Consider the following 24,483-nt stretch of genomic DNA (forward strand, 5'->3'; position numbering starts at 1 on the left):
AAGCCCTGTATTACTCTTACATGTGACTAATGGTCAAGCAGACAGCCCGCCGCAGGTTCAATTCTGGGCCTCTTGGCCAGATGTGTTGACTTATTCACACAGTTCGAATATCCGCGCCCTACCAATCCGGGAGTCCGCGAGTCTTCCGGTCCCATGCTATATGCAGGGATCGCCCCCCGTCAGCGCGTTGCGCCCACGGGGGACATTGGCATTTGGGCCGGTCTTGCTTACCTGTAAGGCCATGTTGAAACGGGGTTAAAGGAGCCACGGGAATGTTTGAAAATCTGTCCGAACGCCTTGGTGGGGTCTTTGACCGCCTGACCAAACAGGGCGCTCTGTCCGAGGATGACGTTAAAACCGCCCTGCGCGAGGTCCGCGTGGCCCTGCTGGAGGCCGACGTTTCCCTGCCCGTTGCCCGCGATTTTGTTAAAAAGGTTCAGGAAAAGGCCACCGGCCAAGCCGTCACCAAGTCCGTGACGCCCGGCCAGCAGGTCGTGAAGATCGTTCATGACGCCCTGATCGAGGTGCTGCAAGGCGCCGAAGACCCCGGCGCGCTGAAAATCGACAACCCGCCCGCACCGATTCTAATGGTAGGCCTGCAGGGCTCGGGTAAGACGACCACGACCGGTAAGCTGGCCAAGCGCCTGAAAGAAAAAGAAGGCAAGCGGGTCCTGATGGCCTCGCTGGATATCTATCGCCCCGCCGCAATGCAGCAGTTGCAGGTTCTGGGCGCGCAGATCGGTGTGGACACCCTGCCGATCGTGGCCGGAGAAAGCGCCGTGCAGATCGCCAAGCGCGCTAAGACTCAGGCCAGCTTGGGCGGTTATGACGTCTATATGCTGGACACCGCCGGCCGTCTGCAGATCGACGAGACCCTTATGAAAGAGGTCGAGGACGTCCGCGACGCCGTCAACCCGCGCGAAACCCTGCTGGTGGTCGATGGCCTGACCGGTCAGGTCGCCGTCGAGGTCGCAGAAGAATTTGACGACAAGATCGGCATCTCCGGCGTGGTTCTGACCCGTATGGACGGTGACGGCCGTGGCGGCGCCGCCCTGTCGATGCGCGCCGTGACCGGCAAACCCATCCGATTCGTCGGTCTGGGCGAGAAGATGGACGCCCTGGAAACCTTCGAGCCCGAACGGATCGCTGGCCGTATCCTTGGCATGGGCGACATCGTTGCCCTGGTCGAGAAGGCTCAGGAAACCATCGAGGCCGAGCAAGCCGAGCGCATGATGCGCCGCTTCAAGAAAGGTCAGTTCAACATGAACGACCTGAAAATGCAGCTGGAGCAGATGCTGAAAATGGGCGGCATGGAGGGCATCATGGGCATGATGCCGGGCATGGGCAAAATGGCCAAGCAGGCTCAGGCCGCAGGCATGGACGACAAGGTGCTGAAGCGTCAGATCGCCCTGATCCAGTCGATGACCAAGAAGGAACGCGCCAACCCGCAGATCCTGCAGGCCAGCCGCAAGAAACGTATCGCGCGCGGTGCCGGGCTGGAGGTCAGCGAGCTGAACAAGCTGCTGAAGATGCAGCGCCAGATGGCCGACATGATGAAGAAAATGGGCAAGATGGGCAAAGGCGGCATGCTCAAACAAGCCATGAAGGGCATGATGGGCAAGGGCGGCGCGCCGGATATGGCGGGCATGGATCCCAGCCAGATGGACCCCAAAGCGCTGGAACAAGCGGCCAAGGCACTGGGCGGCGGCAAAGGCCTGCCCGGCGGTCTGCCCGGTCTGGGTGGCGGTGCGCTGCCCCCCGGTCTCAGCGGTTTTGGCAAGAAGAAATAAATCATGCTGACCAACGCCCCCACCCTGGAAACCGATCGCCTGATCCTGCGAGGTCCGCGTCATGAAGATGCGGAACCGTTGATGGATTTCCTGTGCGATCTGGACCGGTCTGCGGGCTTCGGCGGCTATAACAACCGCTCGGACGCGTGGCGCTGGTTCGCGCTGAACGTCGGCCATTGGCACCTGCATGGCTATGGCTACCTTACGATCGAAGAAAAAGCCTCGGGGGCCACTGCTGGCATCACCGGCATCTGGAACCCGCATGGCTGGCCTGAACCCGAACTGGGTTGGGTGGTTTTCGCTGGGTTCGAGGGTAGGGGAATCGCCTATGAGGCCGCCCAACGCGCCCGCGAATGGGCCTATGCGCCCGATGGGCTGGGCTTTACCACGCTGACCTCGAACATCGTGCCGGGCAATGACCGCTCGATCGCGCTGGCTGTACGGCTGGGCGCCACATACGAACGCACCTATCAGAATGTCGAAATGGGCGAGGATCTGCTGTATCGCCATCCAGGTCCGGCAGATCTGGACGCCGACGGCTCGGTGGAGGCTTACGCATGACCCTGCTGACGGCCACCATCCCCCCCCTGGAAACCGACCGCCTGATCCTGCGCGCGCCCGGCGCTGACGACGAATCTGCAATCCTGGGTTTTCTGCGCTCGGACCGGGCCGAATTTTATGGCGGCCCCATGGATTTGGGCACGGCTTGGGGCAAGCTGGCCGCCTATGCGGGCCAATGGATGTTGCGCGGATACGGCATGTTCGCCGTGGTCGAGAAGGCCTCGGAGCAAACCGTCGGCATGGCCGGCCCCTATCACCCTGCTCATTTTCCCGAACCCGAGATGAGCTGGCTTGTGACCTCGGCGCAGCATGAAGGCAAAGGTCTGGCGCGCGAGGCTTGTCAGGCTGTTCTGCGCCACCTGTTCGCTGATCTGAACTGGCCTCATGTCGTTAGCTATATAGACCGCGATAACACGCGTTCACGCGCTTTGGCAGATCGTCTGGGGGCACAAGTTGCGCCGGATTTGCCTGCACCCATCGACAATTGCGACACCTATCGCCATCTTCCCAGCGAGGGCGCCCAATGACCGTCCAAATTCCAACTCTGGAAACCCAACGCCTGATCCTGCGCGGCCCCGAGCCCGAGGATTACCCGAACTTCAAGTCGACCTTCACCAGCTACCGCGCGCGTTTCATGGGCGGACCGCTGAACGACTATGAAACATGGATGCTGTACGCGGCCGAGATTGGCCATTGGCATATTCGCGGCTTTGGCATGTGGATGATCCACGACAAGGCAACCGACAAACCGCTGGGCATGGCCGGTGGCTGGCGACCCGCCAAATGGCCCGAGGCCGAGCTGGCCTGGATCATCTGGCCGGAAACTGCTGGCAAGGGCTATGCGCTTGAAGCCACGCATGCTGTCCGAAACCATCTGTATACTCAGATGGGTTGGGAAACCGCCGTGTCCTATGTGGACCCCAAGAATCTGGATTCGATCCGGCTGGCCGAACGTCTGGGCGCCCAGCGCGACAAGACCGCCACCACCGTTGACGGCAATGACATCGTGTATCGCCATCCCTCGCCCGATCAGTTGGCAGGCAGCCAACTAGCCAACGGGATCGAGATGGAGATCGCCAACTACGCTGATCCTCTGTTCAAACCGAAAGGGATGCCCATTGACTGACGCTGTGACCCGCGCCGCGGAAATCCTGAAGGAACACCGCGAAAGCATCGACCGTCTGGATGCGATCCTCGTCTACACTCTGGGCGAACGGTTCAAACATACCCAAGCGGTCGGCAAGCTGAAGGCCAGCCATGACCTGCCGCCTTCGGACCCCAATCGAGAGGCCGCGCAAATCGCGCGGCTGGAAGATTTGGCAAACCGGGCCGATCTGGACCCCGATTTCGCCAAGAAGTTTCTGAACTTCATCATCGCTGAAGTCATTCAGCACCACAAAAAACACCAGGAATGATCCTGGCCCCTAACCCAAGGACACGCCGGTCCGATACCGGCACCCGCCATCTTAAGGAGAACTGAACAATGGCAATGAAAATCCGTCTGGCCCGTGGTGGCTCGAAAAAGCGTCCCTTCTACCGCGTTGTTGCTGCTGACAGCCGCATGCCGCGCGACGGCCGCTTCATCGAGAAACTGGGCACCTACAACCCGCTGCTGCCCAAAGACAGCGAAGAGCGCGTCAAACTGGACATGGAACGCGTTCAGTACTGGCTGGACCAGGGCGCTCAGCCCACCGACCGTGTGTCGCGTTTCCTGGAGGCCGCTGGCACCCTGGAGAAAAAAGAGCGCGCCAACATGAAGAAAGCCGAGCCCGGCCAGAAAGCCAAGGACCGCGCAGAAGAGAAAGCCGCCAAGGCTGCTGAAGCTGCCGAAGCCGCAGAAGAAGCACCCGCCGAGGAATAAGCCTTTCATCAGGCTAAGCGAAAGGGCGTCGCATTTGCGGCGCCCTTTTTGCGTTGCGCTTGGCGTGCGGCTGGCCCAATCTGGCCCGATGAACAGTACCGAAATCACATATTCCGACGGGCGCACCCAAATGGTTGGCCGCGTCTTTCACGACCCCTTGCTTGGGAATGTTCTGCCCGGGTTGCTGCTGGCCCCTGCCTTTGCCGGCCCCGGCCCTCTGGAAATGCTGCGCGCCAGCGAAATGGCGGCCAAGGGCTATGTCGTGCTGGTCGTCGACTATTACGGGGACGGCCGCCACACGACCGAACGCGAAATCGCCTTTCAATGGATGTCGGGCCTGAACGACGAGCGCCCCGAACTGGCCCGCCGGATGAACGCAGCGCTGGATGCCCTCAAGGCGCTACCCAACGTCGATGAATCGCGCACCGCAGCGATGGGGTTCTGCCTGGGCGGTAAGGCGGTGCTGGATTTGGCGCGCTCGGGTGCGGATACCCGCGCGGTGATCCCGATCCACGGCCTGTTCGACGCCCCGCCCCAGGTGCAGGACTACAAGGCAGCCGCGCTGATCCTGCACGGCTGGGATGACCCGCTGGCCCAGCCCGATGATTTCATGGCGTTGACGCAAGAGCTGACCGCCCATTGCCCCGACTGGCAGACCCTGGCCTTTGGCCACACCGGGCATTCCTTTACCAATCCCAATGCGCAGATGCCCGAGACTGGGATGGCCTTTAGCCCCCGCGCCGATGCCCGAACATGGCGCATCCTGACCGATTTCCTGACCGAGCAGCTGGCCGAGTGATTGCCCCGCCCGGCGCACTTGGGTAAAACGCCCTCGAACCGCCAAAGGACCAACACCATGAGCGAGCCGGACGATCTGATCTGTGTTGCCTCGATCGCAGGCGCCTTTGGCGTGCGCGGCGAGGTGCGGCTGAAAAGCTTTACCGCCGATCCCGAAGCGATCGAGGACTACAACCCTCTGACCACCGAGGACGGCAGCCAATCTTTTGACGTCGGCATACTCCAATCCATCAAGAACGGGCTGGCGGTGCGTCTGACTTCGGTCTCGACCAAGGAAGAGGCCGACGCGCTGAAGGGTGTGAACCTTTATGTCCCCCGCTCGCGTCTGCCGTCGCTGCCCGATGATGAGTTTTACCACGCCGATCTGATCGGACTGGAGGTCGTGGATACCGGCGGCACCCTTCTGGGCAAGGTGAAGGCGGTGCAGAATCACGGCGCAGGGGACCTTCTGGAAATCCATGGCCCCGGTCTGAAGGCAACCGTGCTGCTGCCCTTTACCCGTACCGCCGTGCCCACCGTGGACCTGACCGCGGGCCGCGTGATAGCCGACCCTCCCGACGGGCTGTTCCCCGAGCCTGACGCCGAATAAGCCTTTGTGACAGGCTTTGTCATTGGAGCGAGCCTGGGCGCGCATGATATTATCGCCCCATGGCTTTCGAAAAATATTCCCCCTCTGGCATCCTGCTGTACGCTGTCCCTTTGTATGCCGCGCCCATCATTGCCGGCGCCAGCGCGGCTCCTTGGGCAGCGGTACCCGCATTTGCAGGCCTGTTCTCGGCCCTGATCCTGAAAACCCGCGCCGTTCCAGATAAAGCTGGCCCGCTGGCCATGACCGTTGCCTTTGCCTTGGCTCTGCACGGGGCCATTGCCTCGGGGCTGTTTGCCTTGGGACGCGGAGCGGCGCTGTTGACCGGCCCCCTGCCCGTCCCCGTTTGGGCCGCGCTGGCAATGTGCGCGGCAGCCACGGCAGTCGGCATCTGGCGCTATCGCTGGACACCAGAGCAGGCCAAGCTGGACGCCGCCTTGGACGACGCGCTGAATGCCCTTTCACAGATCAAGACCGACGATATCGACGCCGATTAAACCCGCGCGCATAAAAACAGCCCTTGGCGAGCGCGGCCCGATCGCGCTAGACCCGCGCCATGACTCAGACACCCAAAACCCCAGGCAGCAAGGCTGCAGGCAGCAAATCCCACGGCAGCCTGTCGCACGGCGGCAAATCGCACGCAAACAAGTCGCATGGCCGCAAATCCATCCGTCTTAGCGCCAAGCCGCAAGACCTGATGAGCGAGGATGCCCGTCTGGCGGGGGTCTGGACCGCTCGGATTATCACTCTGTTCCCGCAGGCCTTCCCCGGCGTGCTGGGCGAAAGCCTGACAGGCAAGGCCCTGAAAGAGGGAAAGTGGCAGATGGAAACCACCGATCTGCGGGATTTTGGCGTAGGCAAGCACCGCAATGTCGATGACACCCCCGCAGGTGGCGGTGCCGGCATGGTGCTGCGCCCCGACGTGGTGGGCAACGCCATCGCACACACAATGGAGGGGGCCCACGGCAAATGGCCGATATTTTACCTGTCACCTCGTGGCCGCCGGTTTGACCAGCAAATGGCCCGCAGCTGGTCGCAATGTGATGGCGTCACCCTGCTGTGCGGACGTTTCGAGGGCGTGGATCAGCGCGTGCTGGATCACTATGGCGTTTACGAAGTGTCCTTGGGTGATTTTGTCCTGACCGGAGGCGAGATCGCCGCCCAAGCGATGATCGACGCCACTGTGCGGTTGCTGCCATCAGTTCTGGGCAATGCCGACAGCATCGAAGATGAAAGCCATTCCAACGGGTTGCTGGAGCATCCGCAATACACCCGCCCTGCCGAATGGATGGGCCGTGAAATCCCCGATGTTCTGATGTCCGGGCACCACGGAAAAGTTGCTGAATGGCGCCAAAAAATGTCCGAGGAAATCACAAAAGAACGCCGCCCTGACATGTGGGCGGCGTATAAGGCTCAGAAAAAGAAACGCTAAGGCTTAGCAGGCCAGCGCGACTGACCAACCGGTCTTGTACCCGTCTTTCTTGATCTTGATGTTTTGCAGGTCGGTATCCAGGGTGAAACCGCCGATCATCGCCAGAACGCCTGCCTGGAACGTTGACTTGCACCCGGTATGAGCCTTGGCTGCGCGCTCCAGTTCGCGCCCGGTGAAGGGCACTCCTTTCTCGGCGCTATTGATAAGGGCCGTCTTGCGGTCCTCCAATACGGCGATCTGGTACGATTTTCCGTCATGGCTAAAGGTTTCGGCGCCTTTGCGGGCTTCTTTCTCGGCCACCGCGGCGGCTTTTCCCTCGGACGAGGGGGCCGGGGCGCACACCGCGACGGTCAAGGCAACAGCGATGCTCAAAATGGATTTCTTCACAATCAAGGGTACTTTTTCCTTTGAAAAAACAACCCAGCCCTAACGGATACATCCAAGGACGGCAATTCCCGCCGAAACCCCTTGATCCATGAGACTTCTGCCCCTATACACCGCCCGTTCGCGGTCGGAATCGGCCTGCGGGCCTGTTTGGTATTTTGGATACGTCTTCGGCATCCGTTACGTGATACCCTACAGCTTCAAAGAAAGATGACCTGAACCCTCTGGCGGGCGCTGCGGCGGACCCGGACGAAGACCAAGAGCTCTGAGGATGTCACAGACCTTTGCGGACCAACCGCAAGCATAGTTAGGAGCAAAGCGATGGATCTGATCGCACAACTCGAGGCGGAACAAGTTGCCGCCCTGGGGAAAAATATCCCCGATTTCAAAGCTGGCGACACCATTCGCGTCGGCTATAAAGTGACCGAAGGCTCGCGTACCCGTGTGCAGGACTACGAAGGTGTCTGCATCAGCCGCAAAAACGGCAACGGCATCGCCGGTTCGTTCACCGTTCGCAAGATTTCTTTTGGTGAAGGCGTGGAACGTGTGTTCCCCCTGTTCTCGACCAACATCGACAGCATCACTGTTGTCCGTCGTGGTCGCGTCCGCCGCGCCAAGCTGTACTACCTGCGTTCGCGTCGTGGTAAATCCGCACGTATCGCAGAAGTCACCAACTACAAGCCCAAAGCTGGCGCCGAAGCATAAGGAACGGATTGATGAAAGATGGCATCCACCCCGACTACCACTTCATCGAAGTGAAAATGACCGACGGCACCGTTGTCACCATGCGCTCTACCTGGGGTGCAGAAGGCGACCAGTTGGCCCTGGACATCGACCCCAGCGCGCACCCGGCATGGACCGGTGGCACCTCGCGTCTGATGGACGCCGGCGGCCGCGTGTCGAAGTTCAAAAACAAATACGCCGGTCTGGGCTTCTAAGCCTGACCCCACGCGCATTGATGGAAACCCCGCCCTTTGGCGGGGTTTTCTGTTTTCAGAGGGCAGGATGCGCCTTGGCCCTTCCAAAATCGCGCCACAGATGCGAAGGATGGCTCTCGACAGGTAACAAAGCTTTGAAAATTCATGCGGACCACAATATCCTGTGGGCATATGATTGAAACAAGGCAAGTATAGCGGGATAGAGGCGTATGGCGCATATTATTGTCGTCGGGAACGAAAAGGGCGGAGCCGGGAAATCCACCGTCTCGATGCATGTGGCGACCGCCTTGGCGCGGATGGGCAAGAAAGTGGCCGTGTTGGACCTGGACCTGCGCCAGAAAACCTTTGCGCGCTATGTGACCAACCGGAAACATTTTCTGGCCGAAGCCGGGCTGGACCTGCCCAGCCCTTCGTATCACGACCTGCCCCCGGCCGATCAGGAACAGCTGAAGCCCGGCGAGAACCCGTATGACCACCGCCTGTCCAAGGCGATTGCAGAGGTCGAGCCGGACAATGACTTCATCCTGATCGACTGCCCCGGCTCGCATACCCGCCTCAGCCAGGTGGCGCATTCATTGGCCGACACCCTGATCACCCCGCTGAACGACAGTTTCGTGGATTTCGACCTGTTGGCCCATGTGGACAATGATGGCCGCAAGATCGAAGGCCCCTCGGTTTACTCCGAGATGGTCTGGAACGCCCGCCAGTTGCGCGCACAGGCCGGGCTGAAACCCATCGACTGGGTCGTGCTGCGCAACCGTCTGGGTGCTCAGCATATGGTGAACAAGGAAAAGATGGAAAAGGCACTGTCGGCCCTGGCCAAGCGGATCGGATTCCGAGTGGTGCCCGGTTTCCACGAGCGTGTGATTTTCCGCGAGCTGTTCCCCCGGGGCCTGACTCTGCTGGACCTGCGTGACATCGGGGTGAAGCAGCTGAACATCTCGAACGTGGCCGCCCGGCAAGAACTGCGCGACCTGATCAAGGCGCTGGACCTGCCGGACGTCGAGATCAACTTCTGATCCGCGTCACATACGCGCCAGCTTGAGCAACGCCTGTCGCAGCACCCGGTTTTCCTCGTTCGTCAGGATCGAGGACAAGCGCGCATCATAATCCTCGGCGATTCCGCGCAGATCCAGATAGGCCGCGCGCCCGGTGGGCGTCAGGTCCAGATGCTCCAGCCGCCGGTCATTATCATCCTGCGTCCGTGTCAGGTATCGCCGCTGCGCCAACCGGTGCACGGCGCGGCTGATCTTTGTCTTATGCATCTTCGAGCGTAGCCCGATATCCTTGGCCGTCATCCGCCCATAAATGCCAAGATGGAACAACACACGCCATTCCGTCCGCAGCATGCCATATCGATCCTTATAGGCCTTCTGGAATTCCAGACTGCTTTCTTCTGCAGCCTGGTTCAAAAGGTATGGTAGGAATTGTTGTAGCGGGAACTTATCATTTTCTTCCATTTCTCGATCTCTACCCGTTGTTAGTTACAAAAACAACAATTAACCCTGCAACTATAGAGGAGACGCGCAATGAATCACCAAACTCAGCCCGACGCCTATGTGCAGGCGCCGTCCGATGTTGGGACGACACCCGGCTACATGCCCGGCTTCGGCAATGACTTTGAAACCGAGGCTTTGCCCGGAGCTTTGCCTCAGGGAATGAATAGCCCTCAGAAATGTAACTATGGCCTGTACGGAGAACAGTTGTCGGGAACAGCTTTCACCGCCCACCCGCCCGAGCGGACATGGTGCTATCGTATCCGGCCCAGCGTAAAGCACTCGCATCGCTACACAAAAATCGACCTGCCTTACTGGAAGTCCGCCCCATGTGTGGACCCTGATGTCACCAGCCTGGGCCAGTACCGCTGGGACGCGGTGCCCCATTCAGATGAGGGCCTGACCTGGCTGACCGGCATGCGCACCATGACCACCGCCGGCGACGTGAACACCCAGGTCGGCATGGCCAGCCATGTCTATCTGGTCACCGAATCAATGGTGGACGAGTATTTCTTTTCGGCCGATTCCGAGCTGCTGGTCGTTCCTCAGGAAGGCCGTCTGCGGTTCTTCACCGAGCTGGGCATCATCGACGTGGAACCCAAAGAGATCGCAATCATCCCGCGGGGATTGGTGTACAAGGTCGAGGTTCTTGAAGGCCCCTGCCGCGGATTCGTCTGCGAAAACTACGGTCAGAAATTCGAGCTGCCCGCCCGTGGCCCGATCGGCGCCAACTGTATGGCCAACCCGCGTGATTTCAAGGCCCCTGTTGCGGCCTATGAGGACAAGGAAGTGCCCTCGAAGATCACCGTGAAATGGTGCGGTCAGTTCCACACCTCCGAGATCGGCCAATCGCCGCTGGACGTGGTCGCATGGCACGGCAACTATGCCCCCTACAAATACGACCTGCGCACCTATTGCCCGGTTGGCGCCATCCTGTTTGATCACCCGGACCCCTCGATTTTCACCGTGCTGACCGCGCCTTCGGGCCAGCCGGGCACCGCAAATATCGACTTTGTTCTGTTCCGCGAACGCTGGCTGGTGGCCGAGAACACCTTCCGCCCGCCGTGGTATCACAAGAACATCATGTCCGAGCTGATGGGAAATATTTACGGCCAGTACGACGCCAAACCCCAGGGGTTTGTCCCCGGCGGGATGAGCCTGCATAACATGATGCTGCCGCATGGCCCGGATAAGAACGCGTTCGAGGGCGCCTCGAACTCGAACCTCGGGCCGGATAAGCTGGACAACACCATGTCCTTCATGTTCGAGACCCGGTTCCCGCAGCATCTGACGGCATTTGCCGCCAACGAGGCGCCGTTGCAGGATGACTATATCGATTGCTGGACCGATCTGGAAAAGAAGTTCGACGGAACCCCCGGCAAAAAGTGAGGCGTTGGGGCGCTGCCCCCTTGGCCTGCGGCCAATTCCCCCGGAGTATTTCGGGAGCAAAGAAAACGGTGCGGTGAAGCGCATCTGATGGAAGGACGACGAATGTCATTGATGAAAAGCTGGGTCGAAAGCGCCAATCGCGCAGACAGCCCGTTTCCCCTGAACAACCTGCCCTATGGTGTGTTCGAAACCGCCGAGCTGGAGCCCCGTTGCGGTGTGGCCATCGGCGATATGATCCTGGATTGCCAGACCGCCGAAGAGGCCGGCGTGATCGCTGTGAGTGACGTGGCCCTGTTCGACGTGCCTTTCTGGAATGAGGTCATGGAAGAAGGCTCTGCGCTGTGGGCCGCCCTGCGCACCCGCCTGACCGAAATCCTGGCCGAGGGCAGCGCCGATCAGGCCGCCGTGGAATCCATGCTGGTGCCGCAAGCTGACGCGACCCTGCACATGCCGATTCTGGTGTCGGAATACACCGACTTCTATGCCGGAAAGAACCACGCGTTCAACGTGGGCACGATGTTCCGCGGCCCCGAAAATGCCTTGCCGCCCAACTGGTTGCATATTCCGATCGGGTATAATGGCCGGGCGTCCTCGGTTGTGGTGTCGGGCACGGCTGTGCGCCGCCCCTGGGGTCAGTTGAAAGGCCCGAATGATGACGCACCGCGTTGGGCCCCCTGTGCGCGCTTTGATCTGGAACTGGAAATGGGCGCCATCGTCGGCACCTCGTCTGACGGGCCGATCACCGTGCAAGAGGCTGACGACAACATCTTTGGCTATGTGCTGCTGAACGACTGGTCGGCGCGTGACATCCAGGCTTGGGAATACCAGCCGCTGGGGCCGTTCCAGGCCAAGGCGACCGCCACCACCATCAGCCCCTGGATCGTGACCAAGGCCGCGCTGGAGCCGTTCCGTTGTGACACCCCCGCGCGCGAGAAAGAGCTGCTGCCTCATCTGCGCGACTGCGGCCCGATGCTGTATGACATCGACCTGTCCGTGACCCTGGCGCCTGAGGGCAAAAAGGCCACCACCATCACCCGCACCAATTATAACATGATGTACTACTCGGCGGCTCAGCAGTTGGCACATCACACCACCAGCGGCTGCCCGATGAATGTGGGCGATCTGCTGGGCTCGGGCACCATTTCGGGGCCAACCAAACCCGAGCGCGGCTCGCTGCTGGAACTCAGCTGGGGCGGTAAGGAACCGCTGACGCTGGACACCGGAGAAGAGCGTTGCTTCCTTGAGGACGGTGACACGCTGACCCTGCACGGCGCCGCCAAGGGCGACGGTTACACCATCGGATTCGGCGCCTGCACTGGCACCGTTCTGCCCGCGCTTGATGACCCCTATAAACGCTAAAGGAATACCAAAATGGCCAAAGCATTCGCGTCCCAAGGGGACATGACCGAAAAGACCATCAGCTTCACCGAAGTGGGCGAGGGCCTGTATGCCTTCACCGCCGAGGGTGACCCCAACAGCGGTGTGATCATTGGCGACGACAGCGTCATGATCGTCGAGGCGCAGGCCACCCCGCGCCTGGCAAACAAGGTGATTGAATGCGTGCGCAGCGTCACCGACAAGCCGATCACCCACGTGGTTCTGACCCACTATCACGCTGTGCGAGTGCTGGGCGCCAGCGCCTTTGGGGCGCAGCAGGTCATCATGTCGGACACGGCCCGCTCGATGGTAGTGGAACGCGGACAAGAGGACTGGGACAGCGAATTCCAACGCTTCCCCCGTCTGTTCGAAGGCCACGAATCCATCCCCGGTCTGACCTACCCGACCACGACGTTCAGCGACTCGATGACCGTTTATCTGGGCAACCGCCGTGTGGATATCCGCCAGATCGGCCGCGCGCATACTGCTGGGGATTCCATCATTCACGTCCCCGACCAGAACGTCATGTTCACCGGCGATATCGTCGAATACCACTCGGCCTGCTATTGCGGTGATGGGCATTTCGGCGACTGGGGTTCCACCCTGGACAAGATCAAAGCCTATGACGTGGACGCCATCGCGCCCGGCCGTGGTGATGCTCTGGTTGGCAAGGAAATGGTAAACGCCGCCATCGAAAACACCCGTGATTTCGTCGACAGCACCTATCGCCCCGCCGCCAGGGTGGCTGCGCGCAACGGCACTCTGAAAGAAGCATGGGATGCCGTCCGCGAGGAATGTGACCCCAAGTTCGCCGACTACGCCATCTACGAACACTGCCTGCCGTTCAACGTTGCCCGCGCCTATGACGAGGCCCGCGGCATCGACACCCCCCGCATCTGGACCGCCCAGCGCGATCTGGAAATGTGGGAGGCCCTGCAGGGCTAAGCCTGCTTCCCCCGCCCATGCCGGTGCGGGGGAGCCCGAAACGCAAAACTGACCACCTGAAAGTCATGCGAGGGCATGGCATTCTACAAGTGCACCCAAAACAGGGAGGAGACACCCATGTTTGACGACAGATACACGCTGGCCTACCGGCTGTACCCCTACGAAAAATCACCCGATCAGGACAAATCCGAGGCTGTCCGCCACCCGGTTGTCGTGATGGGCGGCGGCCCCATCGGCATCGCCACCGCGCTGGATCTGGGCCTGCAAGGCATCCCGGTTCTTGTGCTGGACGACCACGAAGGCGTGGGCATGGGCAGCCGTGCGATCTGTTTCGCCAAACGCTGTCTGGAAATCGCCGACCGTTATGGTTGCGGCGAGCCGATGCTGGACAAGGGTGTTGTCTGGAACCTGGGCAAAGTGTTCCACAAGGACGACAAGGTCTTTGAATTCAACCTGCTGCCGGAACAGGGCCATAAGTACCCTGCCTTTATCAATCTGCAGCAGCCCTACTATGAAAGTTTCCAGATCGAACGCCTGCGCGAGCTGCAAGCTCAGGGCGCGCCGATTGAAATTCGCGGCAAGAACCGCATCGACAATGTCGAGGTCAAAGACGACCATGTAGTGCTGGAGGTTTCCACACCGGATGGCCCCTATAAGATCGAGGCCGACTGGCTGATCGGTTGTGACGGCGCCAGCTCGCCCCTGCGCGAGATGCTGGGCTATGACTTCACCGGCAAAGTGTTCCAGGACAGTTTCCTGATTGCCGACATCAAGATGAAGGGCGACGTGGATTTCCCGACCGAGCGCTGGTTCTGGTTCGAGCCCAGCCATGGCGAGGGCGCCTCGATGCTGCTGCACAAACAGCCCGATGACGTCTGGCGCGTGGACTTCCAGATCGGTTGGGATGTCGACCGCAAGGAAGAGATGAAAGAAGAAAACATCCGTCGCCGTCTGGATGCCTTCCTGGGTGGTGTCGAATATGACATGGTCTGGTCTTCGATTTACACGTTCCAGTGCAAGCGCATGGACAGTTTCCGCCACGGCCGCGTGTTCTTTGCTGGCGATGCCGCGCACCAGGTGTCACCCTTCGGTGCGCGTGGGGCCAACTCGGGCATGCAGGACGTCGATAACCTGGGCTGGAAACTGGGCCTGGTGATCAACGGCCAAGCCCCCGACAGCCTGCTGGACACATACAACAACGAGCGTATCCACGGCGCGGATGAAAACATCCTGAACTCGACCCGCTCCACCGATTTCATCACCCCGAAATCCGGTATGTCCAAGCTGCTGCGCGACGCGGTGCTGAACCTGTCCGAGAAGTACGAATTCGCCCGTCCCATGGTGAACTCGGGGCGCCTGTCGGTGCCTTGCACCTATGATGGCTCGCCGCTGAATACCCCGGACGCGCTGAACGGCCCCGAGCGCACGCGGCCCGGATCGCCCTGCCCCGACGCGCCGCTGGGGGATGAATTCCTGCTGTCCAAACTGGGCAACGAGTTCATTCTGCTGACCATCGACGCAGATGCGCCCGATGCGTTGGACGCAGACGGTGTCTCGATCAAACGTCTGGCCTTGTCGACCAAGGACGATGCCACCGGCGCCTTGGCCGAACGCTATCTGGGCGAGGCCAGTCAGGCCGTCTACCTGATCCGACCGGACCAGCACGTTGCCGCGCGCTTTGACAGCTATGACGAAACCAAAATCCGCGCTGCTCTGCGCCGCGCCATCGGTAAGGAGTAAGCCTGATGTCCGATCTGATCCTGACCCCGAACATCGACGGCGTAGATGATTTCTATGCTGAACTGATAGCCACCCACGAGGGCCTGAGCGACGCAGACAGCAACGCTTTGAACGCGCGCCTGGTGCTTATCCTGGCCAACCACGTAGGTGACCGCGCGGTGCTAAGCGCCGCGATGCAGGCCGCCAAGGACGCCTGAGCACGCCTGCCTGCTTGACCTTTCAACACCCCGGTGATGGAATTTCCTTGCCGGGGTGTTTCGCTTTCTGTTATTTAACATGTTAAGCGAACAGAGGAGGGTCAGATGAAGTGGAGCGAATTTCCCAAATGGGGTAAGTGGGCAGCCGACTGGGCCGCGAATTATCACGCTGGCCTGCGCAACCGCCCCGTGCGCGCCCAGACGCAACCCGGGGACGTGCTGAACGCCTTGCCGGTCAGCCCTCCGGACCAAGCGCAACCTATCGAGGATGTGATCGCCGATTTCGAGCGGATCGTCATGCCGGGCATCACCCACTGGCAGCATCCCCGCTTTTTCGCCTATTTCCCGTCGAACGCCTCGCCCGCCGCGGTTCTGGCCGACAACCTGGTCACCGCGATGGCGCCGCAATGCATGCTGTGGCAGACCTCGCCCGCCGCGACCGAGATGGAGACCCGCATGATGGACTGGCTACGCCAGGGGCTGGGCCTGCCTGACGGGTTTTCCGGTGTCATCCAGGATTCGGCATCCTCGGCCACGCTGGCTGCGGTGCTGGTGATGCGGGAACGCGCGCTGAACTGGGATGGCAACGCCAGCGGTCTGCCGGGCCAGAAACCGCTGCGAATCTATTGCTCGGACGAGGTGCACACCTCGGTGGATCGCGCCATTTGGGTTGCCGGTATCGGCCAGGCCAACCTGGTGCGCATCCCCACCCAAGGCCCGCTGCGCTCGATGAACATCAAAGCACTTGAGGCGCAAATCAAGGCCGATCTGGATGCTGGATATCTGCCCGCTGGCATCGTCGCCTGCGTGGGCGGCACCGGCACGGGCGCGTGTGATGACATTGCCGCAACCTGCGCCGTCGCGCAGAAATACAACATCTATACCCATGTAGACGCTGCTTGGGCGGGCTCGGCCATGATCTGCCCCGAGTACCGCGATCTGTGGGAGGGCGTGAACCAAGCCGATTCCATCGTCTTCAACCCGCATAAATGGCTGGGGACGCAATTCGACCTGTCCGCTCATTTCGTCAAATCTCCCGAGGCGCTGACACAGACTCTGGCCATCCAGCCTGAATACCTGAAAACCCACGGCGCTGACGGGATCATCAACTACTCGGAATGGAGCGTCCCCCTGGGGCGCCGTTTCCGTGCACTGAAACTGTGGTTCATGATCCGCGCCTACGGCTTGGATGGTCTGCGGCAGATGATCCGCAACCATGTGAACTGGTCACAGGATCTGGCTGAGAAACTGCGCGCCGCCCCGGATTTTGAGATCGTAACCGAACCCGTTCTGTCCCTGTTCACCTTCCGCTTCACACCCGAAGGACAGGATGCCGATCAGGCCACGATGAACCTGCTGAACGCCATCAATGACGAAGGCCGCATCTACCTGACCCAAACCCGTACGCAAGGCAAACAGGTCATCCGTTTTCAGGCCGGTCAATTCGACTGCACGGCTGAAGATATCCAGTTCGCCTTTGACGTGATCATCGAAACCGCCAAATCCCTGAAGGACACCTGACATGCCTGCCATCAAGAACCCGTTCAAGGCCGCTCTTTCCGACGGTAAAATGCAATACGGTTGTTGGTCCGGCTTTGCCGATCCCTTTGCGATCGAGGTGATGGGCACTGCTGGCTTCGACTGGCTGGTCATCGACGGAGAGCACGCCGCCAATGACATCCGTTCGATCATGGCGCAGCTGCAGGCGTTGCAGGGGTCCGCGTCTCATCCCGTGGTTCGTGTCCCTGTTGGCGAGGATTGGCTGATCAAACAAGTGCTGGACGCCGGTGCCCAAACCGTTCTGGTGCCCATGGTCGAAAGCGGCGCTCAGGCAGCGCAGCTGGTCCGCGCCATGCGTTACCCCCCCGAGGGCATCCGTGGTGTCGGAGCCACCATGGCTCGCGCATCGCGCTTCGGAGGGATCGCCGATTACGTGAAGGTCGCCAATCAAGAGGTCTGCCTGCTGGTCCAGGTCGAAAGCCGCAAGGGCGTCGCGGCGCTGGACGACATACTGGCAGTGGACAATATTGACGGTGTCTTCATCGGCCCCGCAGATCTGGCCGCTGATATGGGGCACCCTGGCAACGCGGCTCATCCTGAAGTCCGTGCGATGATCAGGGATCTGCTGGGGCGGATCGCGGCCTCGGACAAGGCAGCAGGCATTCTGTCCCCGGATGACAAAGTCGCGGCCGAGTATCGCGATTGGGGCGCTCAGTTCCTGGCCGTGGGTCTGGACGTGGTAATGCTGGCGCAGGCCGCGCGCGCCAAAGCCGCCCATTGGAAAGGTTAAGGCCCGCGCTCTTCTTGGTGCCTGCAAACCGGCGGGCACGGCGTATGCGAGCGCCTATGGTGGCGCGGATCACACATTGCTTTGGGCAAGGTCAAATAATCCAGCAATGGGCATGACAAATCGCTACATGCGTCTGATAAATAGGTGGACCTTACAACAGCCTGGATACAGTTATGACCGAAACCCTTGTCCAGAAACGCGCGCGCCTTCTGGGGCCAAACCTGCCCACTTTTTACGAACAGCCCGTGCATCTGGTCAAAGGGCAAGGCCAATACCTGTGGGACGTCGATGGGCGCAAATATCTGGATTGCTATAACAATGTCCCTCATGTGGGGCATTGTCACCCCAAGGTCGTGCAGGCAATCTGCGATCAGGCCGCCACGCTGAATACGCACACGCGCTATCTGCACGATGGGATCGTCGACTATGCCGAGCGTTTGACGGCCACTTTTGACGACAGCCTGGACACGATGCTGATGACCTGCACCGGATCCGAGGCGAATGACGTTGCGCTTAGGATGGCGCAGGCAGTCACCGGCAACACCGGGATCATCGCCACCGATTTCACCTATCACGGCAATACTCTGGCGGTCAGCCAGCTTAGCCGCACCAAACCCCCCATCGGCGGCTATTGGGACAATATGGCCTTCGTCCCCGCGCCCGACAGCTATCGCCCGTTGGGTGGTCAGGCGGGGATGGCGCATGCGCATGCCTTCGCAGCCGAGGTGCAGGCTCGAATCGACGTGCTGCAGGAAAAGGGCCACGGCGTTTCGGCGCTGGTGATCTGCCCGTTTTTCGCCAACGAAGGCTTTCCCGATCTGCCAAAGGGCTGGCTGGCCCCCGCGATCAAAGCCGTTCGCGACGCCGGAGGCATCATCATCGCCGACGAGGTGCAACCCGGCTTCGGCCGTTTGGGCTCGCATTTCTGGGGGCACGAGCGGATAGGCTTTACGCCAGAAATCGCCACCATCGGCAAACCTATGGCCAACGGTCACCCGGTTGGCGCGGTGATCGCCGGGCACGACACCATGGCGGCCTTCCGCAACGCTTTTGGCTATTTCAACACTTTCGGCGGTAACCCCGTGTCGATGGCCGCTTGCCTGGCCACGCTGGAAGTGATCGAGGGTGAAGGGCTGCAGCAGAACGCCGCCCAGGTTGGCGCCTATGCCAAGACCTGTCTGCAGGAACTGGCCGCGCAGCATGACTGTATCGGCGACGTACGCGGCGCGGGCCTGTTCTTTGGCGCCGAGATGGTTGTGGACCGCGCCCAGAAAATTCCAGCGCCCCTCTTTACCAAGCAAGTTGCCAATGAAATGCGCCAGCGCGGGGTGCTGCTGAACTTTCTTGGTCGTCATGGAAACGTGTTGAAGATGCGTCCTCCGATGGTGTTTACCCGTGAAAATGTGGACCAGATGATCTCGGCCTTGGACGAAGTTCTGGGCCAGGCCCGGGCCACCGCATGAGCAACACGACAGCTATTCAGGCCGCCGCATTATGGGGCATCTCGGCGCAGAACCTGACCCTGGCCGCACGGCGCGAAAATACCGTCTACAAAGCCCACAAAAACGGTATGGCCTATGCCCTGCGCCTGCACCGGCCGGGATACCGCACCAAGACCGAACTGCTGTCCGAGCTGCAGTGGATGGAGGTTCTGGCGCTGAACGGCATGGACGTCCCCCTGCCCGAACCCACACTGGCTGGCACCCTGATTGACATGGTCGGCGACATCCCTGTTAGTCTGCTGTCCTGGATGCCCGGTGCGCCATCAGGCAGCGGGGACCGGCTGGACGTGGATGACCCACCGAATTTCGCCCGCGCGCTGGGACGTGCTCTGGCCCGGATGCACGAGATCACGGACGACTGGACACCTCCGGCTGGGTTCTCGCGCCCATCGTGGGATCTGGACGGTCTGCTGGGCCCGCACCCCCTGTGGGGCCCGTTCTGGGAAAACCCCGACCTGACGCCGGACGAGGCAGAGCTGCTGCGGCACACCCGCGACAAGGCCCATGAAATGCTGGACAGGCTGCGCGCTGAACTGGACTTTGGCCTGATCCATGCTGACATCATCACCGAGAATGTGCTGACAGAGGGCAGCCGGGTGGGATTAATCGATTTTGACGACGGCGGCTGGGGCTTTCGGGCGTTTGAACTGGCGACCTTTCTGATGCGCTTTTTGGGCCATGCTGACTATGACGTACTGCGCGGGGCCCTGCTGGACGGTTATGCCCAGCGCGCCACGTTTGACCCCAAGATCATGGATTTCTTCATCCTGTTGCGCGCCCTGACTTATCCCGGATGGATCATCCCGCGCAGAAACGAACCCGGCGGGCGGGCACGCTCGTTACTGGCTGTTCGCACGGCGGTTCCATTGGCACGGGCTTTCCTGGCTGACTAGGTCGCAAAGAAAATGTGCCGGAACATCATTTGCCGCTTGCAGCGCCGCACGGCTTTTCCTAAAAGCGCGCTCACACCTAGAGTGCTCCGTTCGTCTATCGGTTAGGACGCCAGGTTTTCAACCTGGAAAGAGGGGTTCGATTCCCCTACGGAGTACCACTTTCCCGCTCGTTCCATCTGAAATGTCACAATCGCACCGCCGGTCTGCGTGCCGCAGGTGACATCAGGCCACATGTGGTGTAGCCATCTGTCATCAAGGACGGAGACCAGCATGGACGGCACACTTGCAACCCTGTTCCTCGTGGCAGGCTTGACCGACATGACCATGAATTACTGCGATGACGGCTGTCTGGCCACGTCGCCTTTGGACGCGCGGATCGCTGTTTCCGCCGGCGAGGTCGAATTTCAGGGCAACCGCATCGCGAACGAGGTGTACCTGCGCTATGACCTGCCCAAGAAATTCGGGCCCTTCCAGCCCGCCTTGGGTGTCTCGGTCACCGATGAAGGCAGCGTCTGGTTCGGCGCGGGCTCCAGCTGGACCTACAGCTTTGCCCAGGATCGCGGGTATGTGCAGCTGCACCTTATGCCCGGGGTTTACGGCAAGGGTGAAGGCCCTGATCTAGGCTCTGCGATCGAGTTCCGCTCGGGTGCCGAGATCGGTTTCGAGACCGCCAGCGGCGTGCGTATCGGTCTGTCCTATGATCACCGGTCCAACGCGGACACCGGGCGCATCAACCCAGGCCTTGAGACCATCCAGCTGCGCGCCAGTTTCCCACTACGGTAACGACCTTGGTCGCGCTTGGCTGAGCGCCCGCCTGCAGTACTGTGACCTAAACGGATCACGGCAGAGCATCACATGTCAGAGCAACTGGAAAAAGTCATCGCAACCCCTGCGGCCGTCGCGCTGCTGGCTGAACTGCGCGCCGAACATGGTGACGTGGTGTTTCAGATGTCCGCCGGGTGCTGCGACGGTTCCGGGCCGATGGTTTACCGCAAGGGCGATGCTTATATCGGGTCGGGCGATGTGCAGCTGGGCGAGGTGGACGGCACCCAGATCTGGGCCTCGCGCACGATTGCGACGCTGTGGGAAAACTCGCAACTGATCCTGGATACCGGCACCGGAAGCGGCAACGGCTTCAGCCTGGATAACGGCCGCGATAAGCATTTCGTCACCCGGGCGCGCATTCTTTCGACGGACAGCTAACGCGGCAAGCGTCACCCAAGTTTCAGGCTCAGCTTGTCCAGCAGCTCAAGGCATTCGGCCAGTTGGTCCAGCGCGATAAACTCGTCGGCCTTGTGCGCTTGTGCTATCGAGCCGGGACCGCAAACCACCACGTCCATCCCCAGCGATTGAAACAGGCCGGCCTCGGTGCCGAAGGCCACCAGATCAGCGCGGTTCGCGCCGGTCAGCTGCATCAGCAACCTGCGTGCCTCGTTGCTGTCTTCGGGCGTCAGGCCGACGACCTCGCCTATTACCTCGGTTTCGATCTGCGCCTGCGGGAACACCCGGCGCATCGCGGGCAGAAGCTCGTCCTGGCAAAAGACATGCAGGGCCTTTTTGACAAAGCTCGCGTCACTATCCTGCACGGGGCGCATTTCCCAATCGACCTGCGCTTTGGGGGCAATGATGTTGTGAACGCTGCCGCCATGTAGCGCGCCCACATTGACCGTGGTCCATGGCGGTTGAAACCTGGAATTGGGCGGTGCCATGGTGGTCAGCTGGGTCTTCAGTTCCAGCAAGCGCGAAGTGAAGCGCACCGCGTATTCCACCGCGTTCACACCCTGATCGGGGGCCGAGCCGTGCCCTTCGAGGCCCTGAAAATGCGTGCTGTATTCGTAGCACCCCTTGTGGCCCTCGATGATCCGCATCTCGGTCGGCTCGCCAATGATCGCCAAGCGCGGAGAGATGTCACGTTGCTTCAGTGCCTGCACCAGATGGGCGGCCCCGGCGCAGCCCGTTTCTTCGTCATAGGTGAAGGCAAAATGCACCGGCCTGTCCGATACCCGCCGGGCGAACACGGGGGCCATGGCGATCGCGGCCGCGATAAACCCTTTCATGTCACAGGTACCCCGGCCGTAAAGGCGCCCGTCCCGCTCGTCCAGCATGAACGGATCCGAGCGCCACTCTTGATCAGTGACAGGGACAACGTCGCTATGACCGGACAGAACGATGCCTCCGTCCACCTTTGGCCCCAATGTTGCGAACAGGTTGGCCTTCTGGCCGGTGTCATCGGCCAGAACCTCGACCTCGGCACCGCAATCCTGCAAATAGCTCGCCAGATAGGCGATCATCTCAAGATTGCTATCGGCCGAGACCGTCGGAAAGGCGATCAGGTCAGACAGGATGCGTTTTGTCTGCTCCAGCATGGGTTATCCTTTGACGAACAGTTTACGCTCGAACTCACACAAGAGCTGGGCGGGGCCATCTTCGCGGATCAGGATGGTCTCGGTCGTTTCCAGCCCCCAGCTGTCCATCCACAGCGCCGGCATGAAGTGAAAGACCATGCCGGGCTGCAGCACCGTTTCATCCTCGGCCCGGATAGACGCGGTTCGCTCGCCCCAATCCGGGGGATAGCTAAGGCCCACGGGATAGCCCATCCGCCCCGACCTTTCGATGCCGTACCTGGCCAGAACCGCCATGAAGGCATTGGCTATGTCGCAGGTGCGATTGCCGGCGCGGGCAGCGTTTAGACCAGCCTCGATCCCCTCAAGCTGCGCGGTTTCGGCGCGCAGCATGTCGTCGCCGGGCGTGCCCAGAAACACCGTCCGGCAAATGGGCGCGTGATAGCGGCGGTAGCAGCCTGACAACTCGAAAAAGGTCGCCTCGCCCTTGCGCATGGGGGTGCCATCCCACGTCAAATGCGCCGCAGTCGCGTCCAGCCCCGAGGGGGTCAATGGCACAATCGCAGGGTAATCCCCCCAATCGTCGCCCACCCCCTCGATCCCGGCTTTCATGATATCAGCCACCAGATCATTTTTTCGCACGCCGGGCACCGCGCGTTCGATCGCGGTTTGCATGACCTTTTCGCTGATGCCCGCAGCCTTTCGGATAAAGCCCAGCTCTTCGTCCGATTTTACCAGACGCTGCCAGTTCACAAGGGCTGTCGCATCAACCAGCCTTGCGTCCGGCAATTCTTCGCAAAGAACAGAATGAGCTTTGGCGGAGTAATAGTAGTTCTCCATTTCCACACCGATCCGCGATGCGCCAAGGCCCCGCTGCTTCAGTTGCTGCGCCAGGTCCTGCATCGGGTGGATCTCGGTGGACTGCACGAACTGGTCGCCATACCCAAGGATGTTAGCGTGATCCATCCAGCAGGTGCGGCGTCCGCCCATCATGTCCATGTGGCGGCCCCACCAAATCGGTTCGCCCTCTTTGGTCACGATCACGCCCTGATGGACATAAAAAGACCAACCGTCATAGCCCGTCAGCCACGCCTGGTTCGAAGGGTCGGTGACGAAAAGGGCATCCAGCCCGGCCTTTTCCATCGCTGCCCGCGTCTTGGACAGGCGGCGCTGGTATTCGGCTGAACTGAACGGAGCTTTGGTCTTTGTCATCTGTCGCCCTCCTTAAGGCAAAACGGCCTGAACGGCGCGCAGGGTGGCAGCGACCACTCGGTCGGCCTCGGCCTTGGTCAGACAGAAAGGCGGAGCGAACCCAAGGATGTCCCCCTGTGGCATGGCGCGCCCGATGACGCTGTCCTGCTCTAACAATTTGGCGGCAATCTGCGGTCCGATCTTCTCGCCCGCATCAAAGAAGGTGCGGCTGTCCTTGTCGGCCACGAATTCCACCGCGCTCAGCATTCCCTCACCGCGGATGTCGCCGACATTGGGGTGGTCGGACAGGGCCTGGGCCATGGTTTGGTTCAGATAGGCCCCCACCGAGCCCGCGTTTTCCACCAGGTTCAGATCGTCCAGCAGCTTTAGATTGGCGACCCCCGCCGCCGCGCCGATCGGATGGGCGGAATAGGTCCAGCCGTGGCCGATAGGGCCGTTTTCGTCCGTTCCGCGTTCAAGTACCGCCCACATCTTGTCCGACACGATCGAGCCTGACAAAGGCGCATAGGCCGAGGTCAGCCCCTTGGCGATGGTGATCAAATCCGGCCGCATCCCATAGTGATCCGAGCCGAACATCGAGCCCAAACGGCCAAACCCCGTGACCACTTCGTCCGCGACCAACAGGATATCATGTTTTTCCAGAACGGCCTGAATAGCGGGCCAATATCCCGCGGGTGGCGGCACGATGCCCCCGGTGCCCAGAACCGGTTCGCCGACTGTACGTCGTCAGGGTTTTTGGAGCCAAAGCGG

General features: G+C 60.8%; 28 protein-coding genes, 1 tRNA gene and 1 pseudogene. 25 read left to right on the forward strand and 5 right to left on the reverse strand.

The features are described from left to right. Nucleotides 1-272: 272 nt before the first annotated feature. The 10 genes from ffh (at nt 273) to trmD (ending at nt 7,028) form a co-directional block, all read left to right on the forward strand. Nucleotides 273-1,790, forward strand: a complete 1,518-nt coding sequence (gene ffh, locus ACOQOQ_RS02550) for a signal recognition particle protein (protein WP_420568584.1) — start codon at nt 273-275, stop codon at nt 1,788-1,790. Beyond that, complete coding sequence (locus tag ACOQOQ_RS02555) at nt 1,791-2,351, forward strand: GNAT family N-acetyltransferase (protein ID WP_420569720.1); 561 nt, start codon at nt 1,791-1,793, stop codon at nt 2,349-2,351. After that, nucleotides 2,348-2,878, forward strand: a complete 531-nt coding sequence (locus ACOQOQ_RS02560; protein ID WP_420568585.1) for a GNAT family N-acetyltransferase — start codon at nt 2,348-2,350, stop codon at nt 2,876-2,878. The genes ACOQOQ_RS02555 and ACOQOQ_RS02560 overlap by 4 nt, the downstream gene beginning before the upstream one ends. Further along, nucleotides 2,875-3,477 carry a GNAT family N-acetyltransferase gene (locus ACOQOQ_RS02565; RefSeq protein ID WP_420568586.1) on the forward strand — a complete coding sequence of 201 codons (603 nt, stop codon included), beginning with the start codon at nt 2,875-2,877 and terminating at the stop codon, nt 3,475-3,477. The genes ACOQOQ_RS02560 and ACOQOQ_RS02565 overlap by 4 nt, the downstream gene beginning before the upstream one ends. After that, nucleotides 3,470-3,766 (forward strand): chorismate mutase, encoded by a 297-nt coding sequence (locus tag ACOQOQ_RS02570; RefSeq protein WP_420568587.1) that lies wholly within the window; start codon nt 3,470-3,472, stop codon nt 3,764-3,766. Before ACOQOQ_RS02565 ends, ACOQOQ_RS02570 begins: the two co-directional genes overlap by 8 nt. Before the next feature lie 68 nt (nt 3,767-3,834). Continuing rightward, nucleotides 3,835-4,212, forward strand: a complete 378-nt coding sequence (gene rpsP / locus ACOQOQ_RS02575; protein WP_420568588.1) for a 30S ribosomal protein S16 — start codon at nt 3,835-3,837, stop codon at nt 4,210-4,212. A gap of 88 nt (nt 4,213-4,300) precedes the next feature. Further along, nucleotides 4,301-5,011: a dienelactone hydrolase family protein gene (locus tag ACOQOQ_RS02580; RefSeq protein ID WP_420568589.1), complete on the forward strand. Its 711-nt coding sequence runs from the start codon at nt 4,301-4,303 to the stop codon at nt 5,009-5,011. A gap of 57 nt (nt 5,012-5,068) precedes the next feature. Beyond that, nucleotides 5,069-5,599 (forward strand): ribosome maturation factor RimM, encoded by a 531-nt coding sequence (rimM, locus tag ACOQOQ_RS02585; protein ID WP_420568590.1) that lies wholly within the window; start codon nt 5,069-5,071, stop codon nt 5,597-5,599. A gap of 59 nt (nt 5,600-5,658) precedes the next feature. Continuing rightward, nucleotides 5,659-6,093 (forward strand): hypothetical protein, encoded by a 435-nt coding sequence (locus tag ACOQOQ_RS02590; RefSeq protein WP_420568591.1) that lies wholly within the window; start codon nt 5,659-5,661, stop codon nt 6,091-6,093. 59 nt (nt 6,094-6,152) lie between these two features. Further along, entirely contained in the window at nt 6,153-7,028 is an 876-nt protein-coding gene (gene trmD / locus ACOQOQ_RS02595) for a tRNA (guanosine(37)-N1)-methyltransferase TrmD (protein ID WP_420568592.1), read from the forward strand. 3 nt (nt 7,029-7,031) lie between these two features. Here trmD and ACOQOQ_RS02600 read toward each other — a convergent pair whose 3' ends face one another. Continuing rightward, nucleotides 7,032-7,400 (reverse strand): hypothetical protein, encoded by a 369-nt coding sequence (locus ACOQOQ_RS02600; protein WP_420568593.1) that lies wholly within the window; start codon nt 7,398-7,400, stop codon nt 7,032-7,034. A gap of 333 nt (nt 7,401-7,733) precedes the next feature. Between ACOQOQ_RS02600 and rplS the strand changes: the two genes are divergently transcribed. The 3 genes from rplS to ACOQOQ_RS02615 all read left to right on the forward strand — a co-directional run bounded on the left by rplS (nt 7,734) and on the right by ACOQOQ_RS02615 (nt 9,369). Then, nucleotides 7,734-8,117, forward strand: a complete 384-nt coding sequence (rplS, locus tag ACOQOQ_RS02605; protein WP_420568594.1) for a 50S ribosomal protein L19 — start codon at nt 7,734-7,736, stop codon at nt 8,115-8,117. Nucleotides 8,118-8,128: 11 nt separating this feature from the next. Next, a complete protein-coding gene (gene rpmE, locus ACOQOQ_RS02610; protein WP_420568595.1) occupies nt 8,129-8,350 on the forward strand; it encodes a 50S ribosomal protein L31 in 222 nt (73 codons plus the stop codon). 209 nt (nt 8,351-8,559) lie between these two features. Next, complete coding sequence (locus tag ACOQOQ_RS02615; protein ID WP_420568596.1) at nt 8,560-9,369, forward strand: division plane positioning ATPase MipZ; 810 nt, start codon at nt 8,560-8,562, stop codon at nt 9,367-9,369. A 6-nt stretch (nt 9,370-9,375) separates the two neighbouring features. Here ACOQOQ_RS02615 and ACOQOQ_RS02620 read toward each other — a convergent pair whose 3' ends face one another. Continuing rightward, nucleotides 9,376-9,810, reverse strand: coding sequence for a MarR family winged helix-turn-helix transcriptional regulator (locus tag ACOQOQ_RS02620; RefSeq protein ID WP_420568597.1), 435 nt, complete (start codon nt 9,808-9,810; stop codon nt 9,376-9,378). Between the two features lie 69 nt (nt 9,811-9,879). On the opposite strand from ACOQOQ_RS02620, the gene hmgA reads away from it, so the two are divergent. The 12 genes from hmgA to ACOQOQ_RS02680 all read left to right on the forward strand — a co-directional run bounded on the left by hmgA (nt 9,880) and on the right by ACOQOQ_RS02680 (nt 21,382). Further along, nucleotides 9,880-11,235 carry a homogentisate 1,2-dioxygenase gene (gene hmgA / locus ACOQOQ_RS02625; protein WP_420568598.1) on the forward strand — a complete coding sequence of 452 codons (1,356 nt, stop codon included), beginning with the start codon at nt 9,880-9,882 and terminating at the stop codon, nt 11,233-11,235. A gap of 102 nt (nt 11,236-11,337) precedes the next feature. Beyond that, a complete protein-coding gene (fahA, locus tag ACOQOQ_RS02630; protein WP_420568599.1) occupies nt 11,338-12,594 on the forward strand; it encodes a fumarylacetoacetase in 1,257 nt (418 codons plus the stop codon). A 12-nt stretch (nt 12,595-12,606) separates the two neighbouring features. Continuing rightward, nucleotides 12,607-13,557, forward strand: a complete 951-nt coding sequence (locus tag ACOQOQ_RS02635; RefSeq protein ID WP_420568600.1) for an MBL fold metallo-hydrolase — start codon at nt 12,607-12,609, stop codon at nt 13,555-13,557. Nucleotides 13,558-13,674: 117 nt separating this feature from the next. Continuing rightward, on the forward strand, nt 13,675-15,297 hold the full coding sequence (locus ACOQOQ_RS02640; RefSeq protein WP_420568601.1) for an FAD-dependent oxidoreductase: 1,623 nt from the start codon (nt 13,675-13,677) through the stop codon (nt 15,295-15,297). Nucleotides 15,298-15,302: 5 nt separating this feature from the next. Further along, nucleotides 15,303-15,494 (forward strand): DUF2783 domain-containing protein, encoded by a 192-nt coding sequence (locus tag ACOQOQ_RS02645; protein ID WP_420568602.1) that lies wholly within the window; start codon nt 15,303-15,305, stop codon nt 15,492-15,494. 105 nt (nt 15,495-15,599) lie between these two features. After that, a complete protein-coding gene (locus tag ACOQOQ_RS02650) occupies nt 15,600-17,015 on the forward strand; it encodes a pyridoxal phosphate-dependent decarboxylase family protein (protein ID WP_420568603.1) in 1,416 nt (471 codons plus the stop codon). Nucleotide 17,016: 1 nt separating this feature from the next. Beyond that, on the forward strand, nt 17,017-17,784 hold the full coding sequence (locus tag ACOQOQ_RS02655; protein ID WP_420568604.1) for an HpcH/HpaI aldolase family protein: 768 nt from the start codon (nt 17,017-17,019) through the stop codon (nt 17,782-17,784). Between the two features lie 173 nt (nt 17,785-17,957). Further along, nucleotides 17,958-19,247 (forward strand): aspartate aminotransferase family protein, encoded by a 1,290-nt coding sequence (locus ACOQOQ_RS02660; protein WP_420568605.1) that lies wholly within the window; start codon nt 17,958-17,960, stop codon nt 19,245-19,247. Next, a complete protein-coding gene (locus ACOQOQ_RS02665) occupies nt 19,244-20,179 on the forward strand; it encodes a phosphotransferase enzyme family protein (RefSeq protein WP_420568606.1) in 936 nt (311 codons plus the stop codon). Before ACOQOQ_RS02660 ends, ACOQOQ_RS02665 begins: the two co-directional genes overlap by 4 nt. 83 nt (nt 20,180-20,262) lie before the next feature. Next, nucleotides 20,263-20,337, forward strand: a tRNA-Glu gene (locus tag ACOQOQ_RS02670). Between the two features lie 112 nt (nt 20,338-20,449). Beyond that, nucleotides 20,450-20,962: an acyloxyacyl hydrolase gene (locus ACOQOQ_RS02675; protein ID WP_420568607.1), complete on the forward strand. Its 513-nt coding sequence runs from the start codon at nt 20,450-20,452 to the stop codon at nt 20,960-20,962. A gap of 72 nt (nt 20,963-21,034) precedes the next feature. Continuing rightward, nucleotides 21,035-21,382 carry a DUF779 domain-containing protein gene (locus ACOQOQ_RS02680; protein ID WP_420568608.1) on the forward strand — a complete coding sequence of 116 codons (348 nt, stop codon included), beginning with the start codon at nt 21,035-21,037 and terminating at the stop codon, nt 21,380-21,382. A gap of 11 nt (nt 21,383-21,393) precedes the next feature. On the opposite strand, the gene argE is transcribed toward ACOQOQ_RS02680, so the two are convergent. The 3 genes and pseudogenes from argE to ACOQOQ_RS02695 form a co-directional block, all read right to left on the reverse strand. Next, complete coding sequence (gene argE / locus ACOQOQ_RS02685; protein ID WP_420568609.1) at nt 21,394-22,545, reverse strand: acetylornithine deacetylase; 1,152 nt, start codon at nt 22,543-22,545, stop codon at nt 21,394-21,396. Between the two features lie 3 nt (nt 22,546-22,548). Further along, nucleotides 22,549-23,733, reverse strand: a complete 1,185-nt coding sequence (locus ACOQOQ_RS02690) for a M24 family metallopeptidase (protein WP_420568610.1) — start codon at nt 23,731-23,733, stop codon at nt 22,549-22,551. A gap of 12 nt (nt 23,734-23,745) precedes the next feature. Continuing rightward, nucleotides 23,746-24,450, reverse strand: a pseudogene (locus ACOQOQ_RS02695) (aminotransferase class III-fold pyridoxal phosphate-dependent enzyme); the annotation flags it as partial. Between the last annotated feature and the right edge of the window lie 33 nt (nt 24,451-24,483).

It is taken from the genome of Thalassovita sp. (assembly GCF_965218685.1).
Lineage (GTDB): Bacteria > Pseudomonadota > Alphaproteobacteria > Rhodobacterales > Rhodobacteraceae > Thalassobius.

Bases quoted from the DNA above. Each gene is read 5' to 3' on its own strand.
- ffh (WP_420568584.1), top strand. From the start codon at position 273: ATGTTTGAAAATCTGTCCGAACGCCTTGGTGGGGTCTTTGACCGCCTG.
- ACOQOQ_RS02560 (WP_420568585.1), top strand. From the start codon at position 2,348: ATGACCCTGCTGACGGCCACCATCCCCCCCCTGGAAACCGACCGCCTG.
- ACOQOQ_RS02565 (WP_420568586.1), top strand. From the start codon at position 2,875: ATGACCGTCCAAATTCCAACTCTGGAAACCCAACGCCTGATCCTGCGC.
- rpsP (WP_420568588.1), top strand. From the start codon at position 3,835: ATGGCAATGAAAATCCGTCTGGCCCGTGGTGGCTCGAAAAAGCGTCCC.
- ACOQOQ_RS02580 (WP_420568589.1), top strand. From the start codon at position 4,301: ATGAACAGTACCGAAATCACATATTCCGACGGGCGCACCCAAATGGTT.
- rimM (WP_420568590.1), top strand. From the start codon at position 5,069: ATGAGCGAGCCGGACGATCTGATCTGTGTTGCCTCGATCGCAGGCGCC.
- ACOQOQ_RS02590 (WP_420568591.1), top strand. From the start codon at position 5,659: ATGGCTTTCGAAAAATATTCCCCCTCTGGCATCCTGCTGTACGCTGTC.
- trmD (WP_420568592.1), top strand. From the start codon at position 6,153: ATGACTCAGACACCCAAAACCCCAGGCAGCAAGGCTGCAGGCAGCAAA.
- rplS (WP_420568594.1), top strand. From the start codon at position 7,734: ATGGATCTGATCGCACAACTCGAGGCGGAACAAGTTGCCGCCCTGGGG.
- rpmE (WP_420568595.1), top strand. From the start codon at position 8,129: ATGAAAGATGGCATCCACCCCGACTACCACTTCATCGAAGTGAAAATG.
- ACOQOQ_RS02615 (WP_420568596.1), top strand. From the start codon at position 8,560: ATGGCGCATATTATTGTCGTCGGGAACGAAAAGGGCGGAGCCGGGAAA.
- ACOQOQ_RS02620 (WP_420568597.1), bottom strand. From the start codon at position 9,810: ATGGAAGAAAATGATAAGTTCCCGCTACAACAATTCCTACCATACCTT.
- hmgA (WP_420568598.1), top strand. From the start codon at position 9,880: ATGAATCACCAAACTCAGCCCGACGCCTATGTGCAGGCGCCGTCCGAT.
- fahA (WP_420568599.1), top strand. From the start codon at position 11,338: ATGTCATTGATGAAAAGCTGGGTCGAAAGCGCCAATCGCGCAGACAGC.
- ACOQOQ_RS02635 (WP_420568600.1), top strand. From the start codon at position 12,607: ATGGCCAAAGCATTCGCGTCCCAAGGGGACATGACCGAAAAGACCATC.
- ACOQOQ_RS02640 (WP_420568601.1), top strand. From the start codon at position 13,675: ATGTTTGACGACAGATACACGCTGGCCTACCGGCTGTACCCCTACGAA.
- ACOQOQ_RS02645 (WP_420568602.1), top strand. From the start codon at position 15,303: ATGTCCGATCTGATCCTGACCCCGAACATCGACGGCGTAGATGATTTC.
- ACOQOQ_RS02650 (WP_420568603.1), top strand. From the start codon at position 15,600: ATGAAGTGGAGCGAATTTCCCAAATGGGGTAAGTGGGCAGCCGACTGG.
- ACOQOQ_RS02655 (WP_420568604.1), top strand. From the start codon at position 17,017: ATGCCTGCCATCAAGAACCCGTTCAAGGCCGCTCTTTCCGACGGTAAA.
- ACOQOQ_RS02660 (WP_420568605.1), top strand. From the start codon at position 17,958: ATGACCGAAACCCTTGTCCAGAAACGCGCGCGCCTTCTGGGGCCAAAC.
- ACOQOQ_RS02665 (WP_420568606.1), top strand. From the start codon at position 19,244: ATGAGCAACACGACAGCTATTCAGGCCGCCGCATTATGGGGCATCTCG.
- ACOQOQ_RS02675 (WP_420568607.1), top strand. From the start codon at position 20,450: ATGGACGGCACACTTGCAACCCTGTTCCTCGTGGCAGGCTTGACCGAC.
- ACOQOQ_RS02680 (WP_420568608.1), top strand. From the start codon at position 21,035: ATGTCAGAGCAACTGGAAAAAGTCATCGCAACCCCTGCGGCCGTCGCG.
- argE (WP_420568609.1), bottom strand. From the start codon at position 22,545: ATGCTGGAGCAGACAAAACGCATCCTGTCTGACCTGATCGCCTTTCCG.
- ACOQOQ_RS02690 (WP_420568610.1), bottom strand. From the start codon at position 23,733: ATGACAAAGACCAAAGCTCCGTTCAGTTCAGCCGAATACCAGCGCCGC.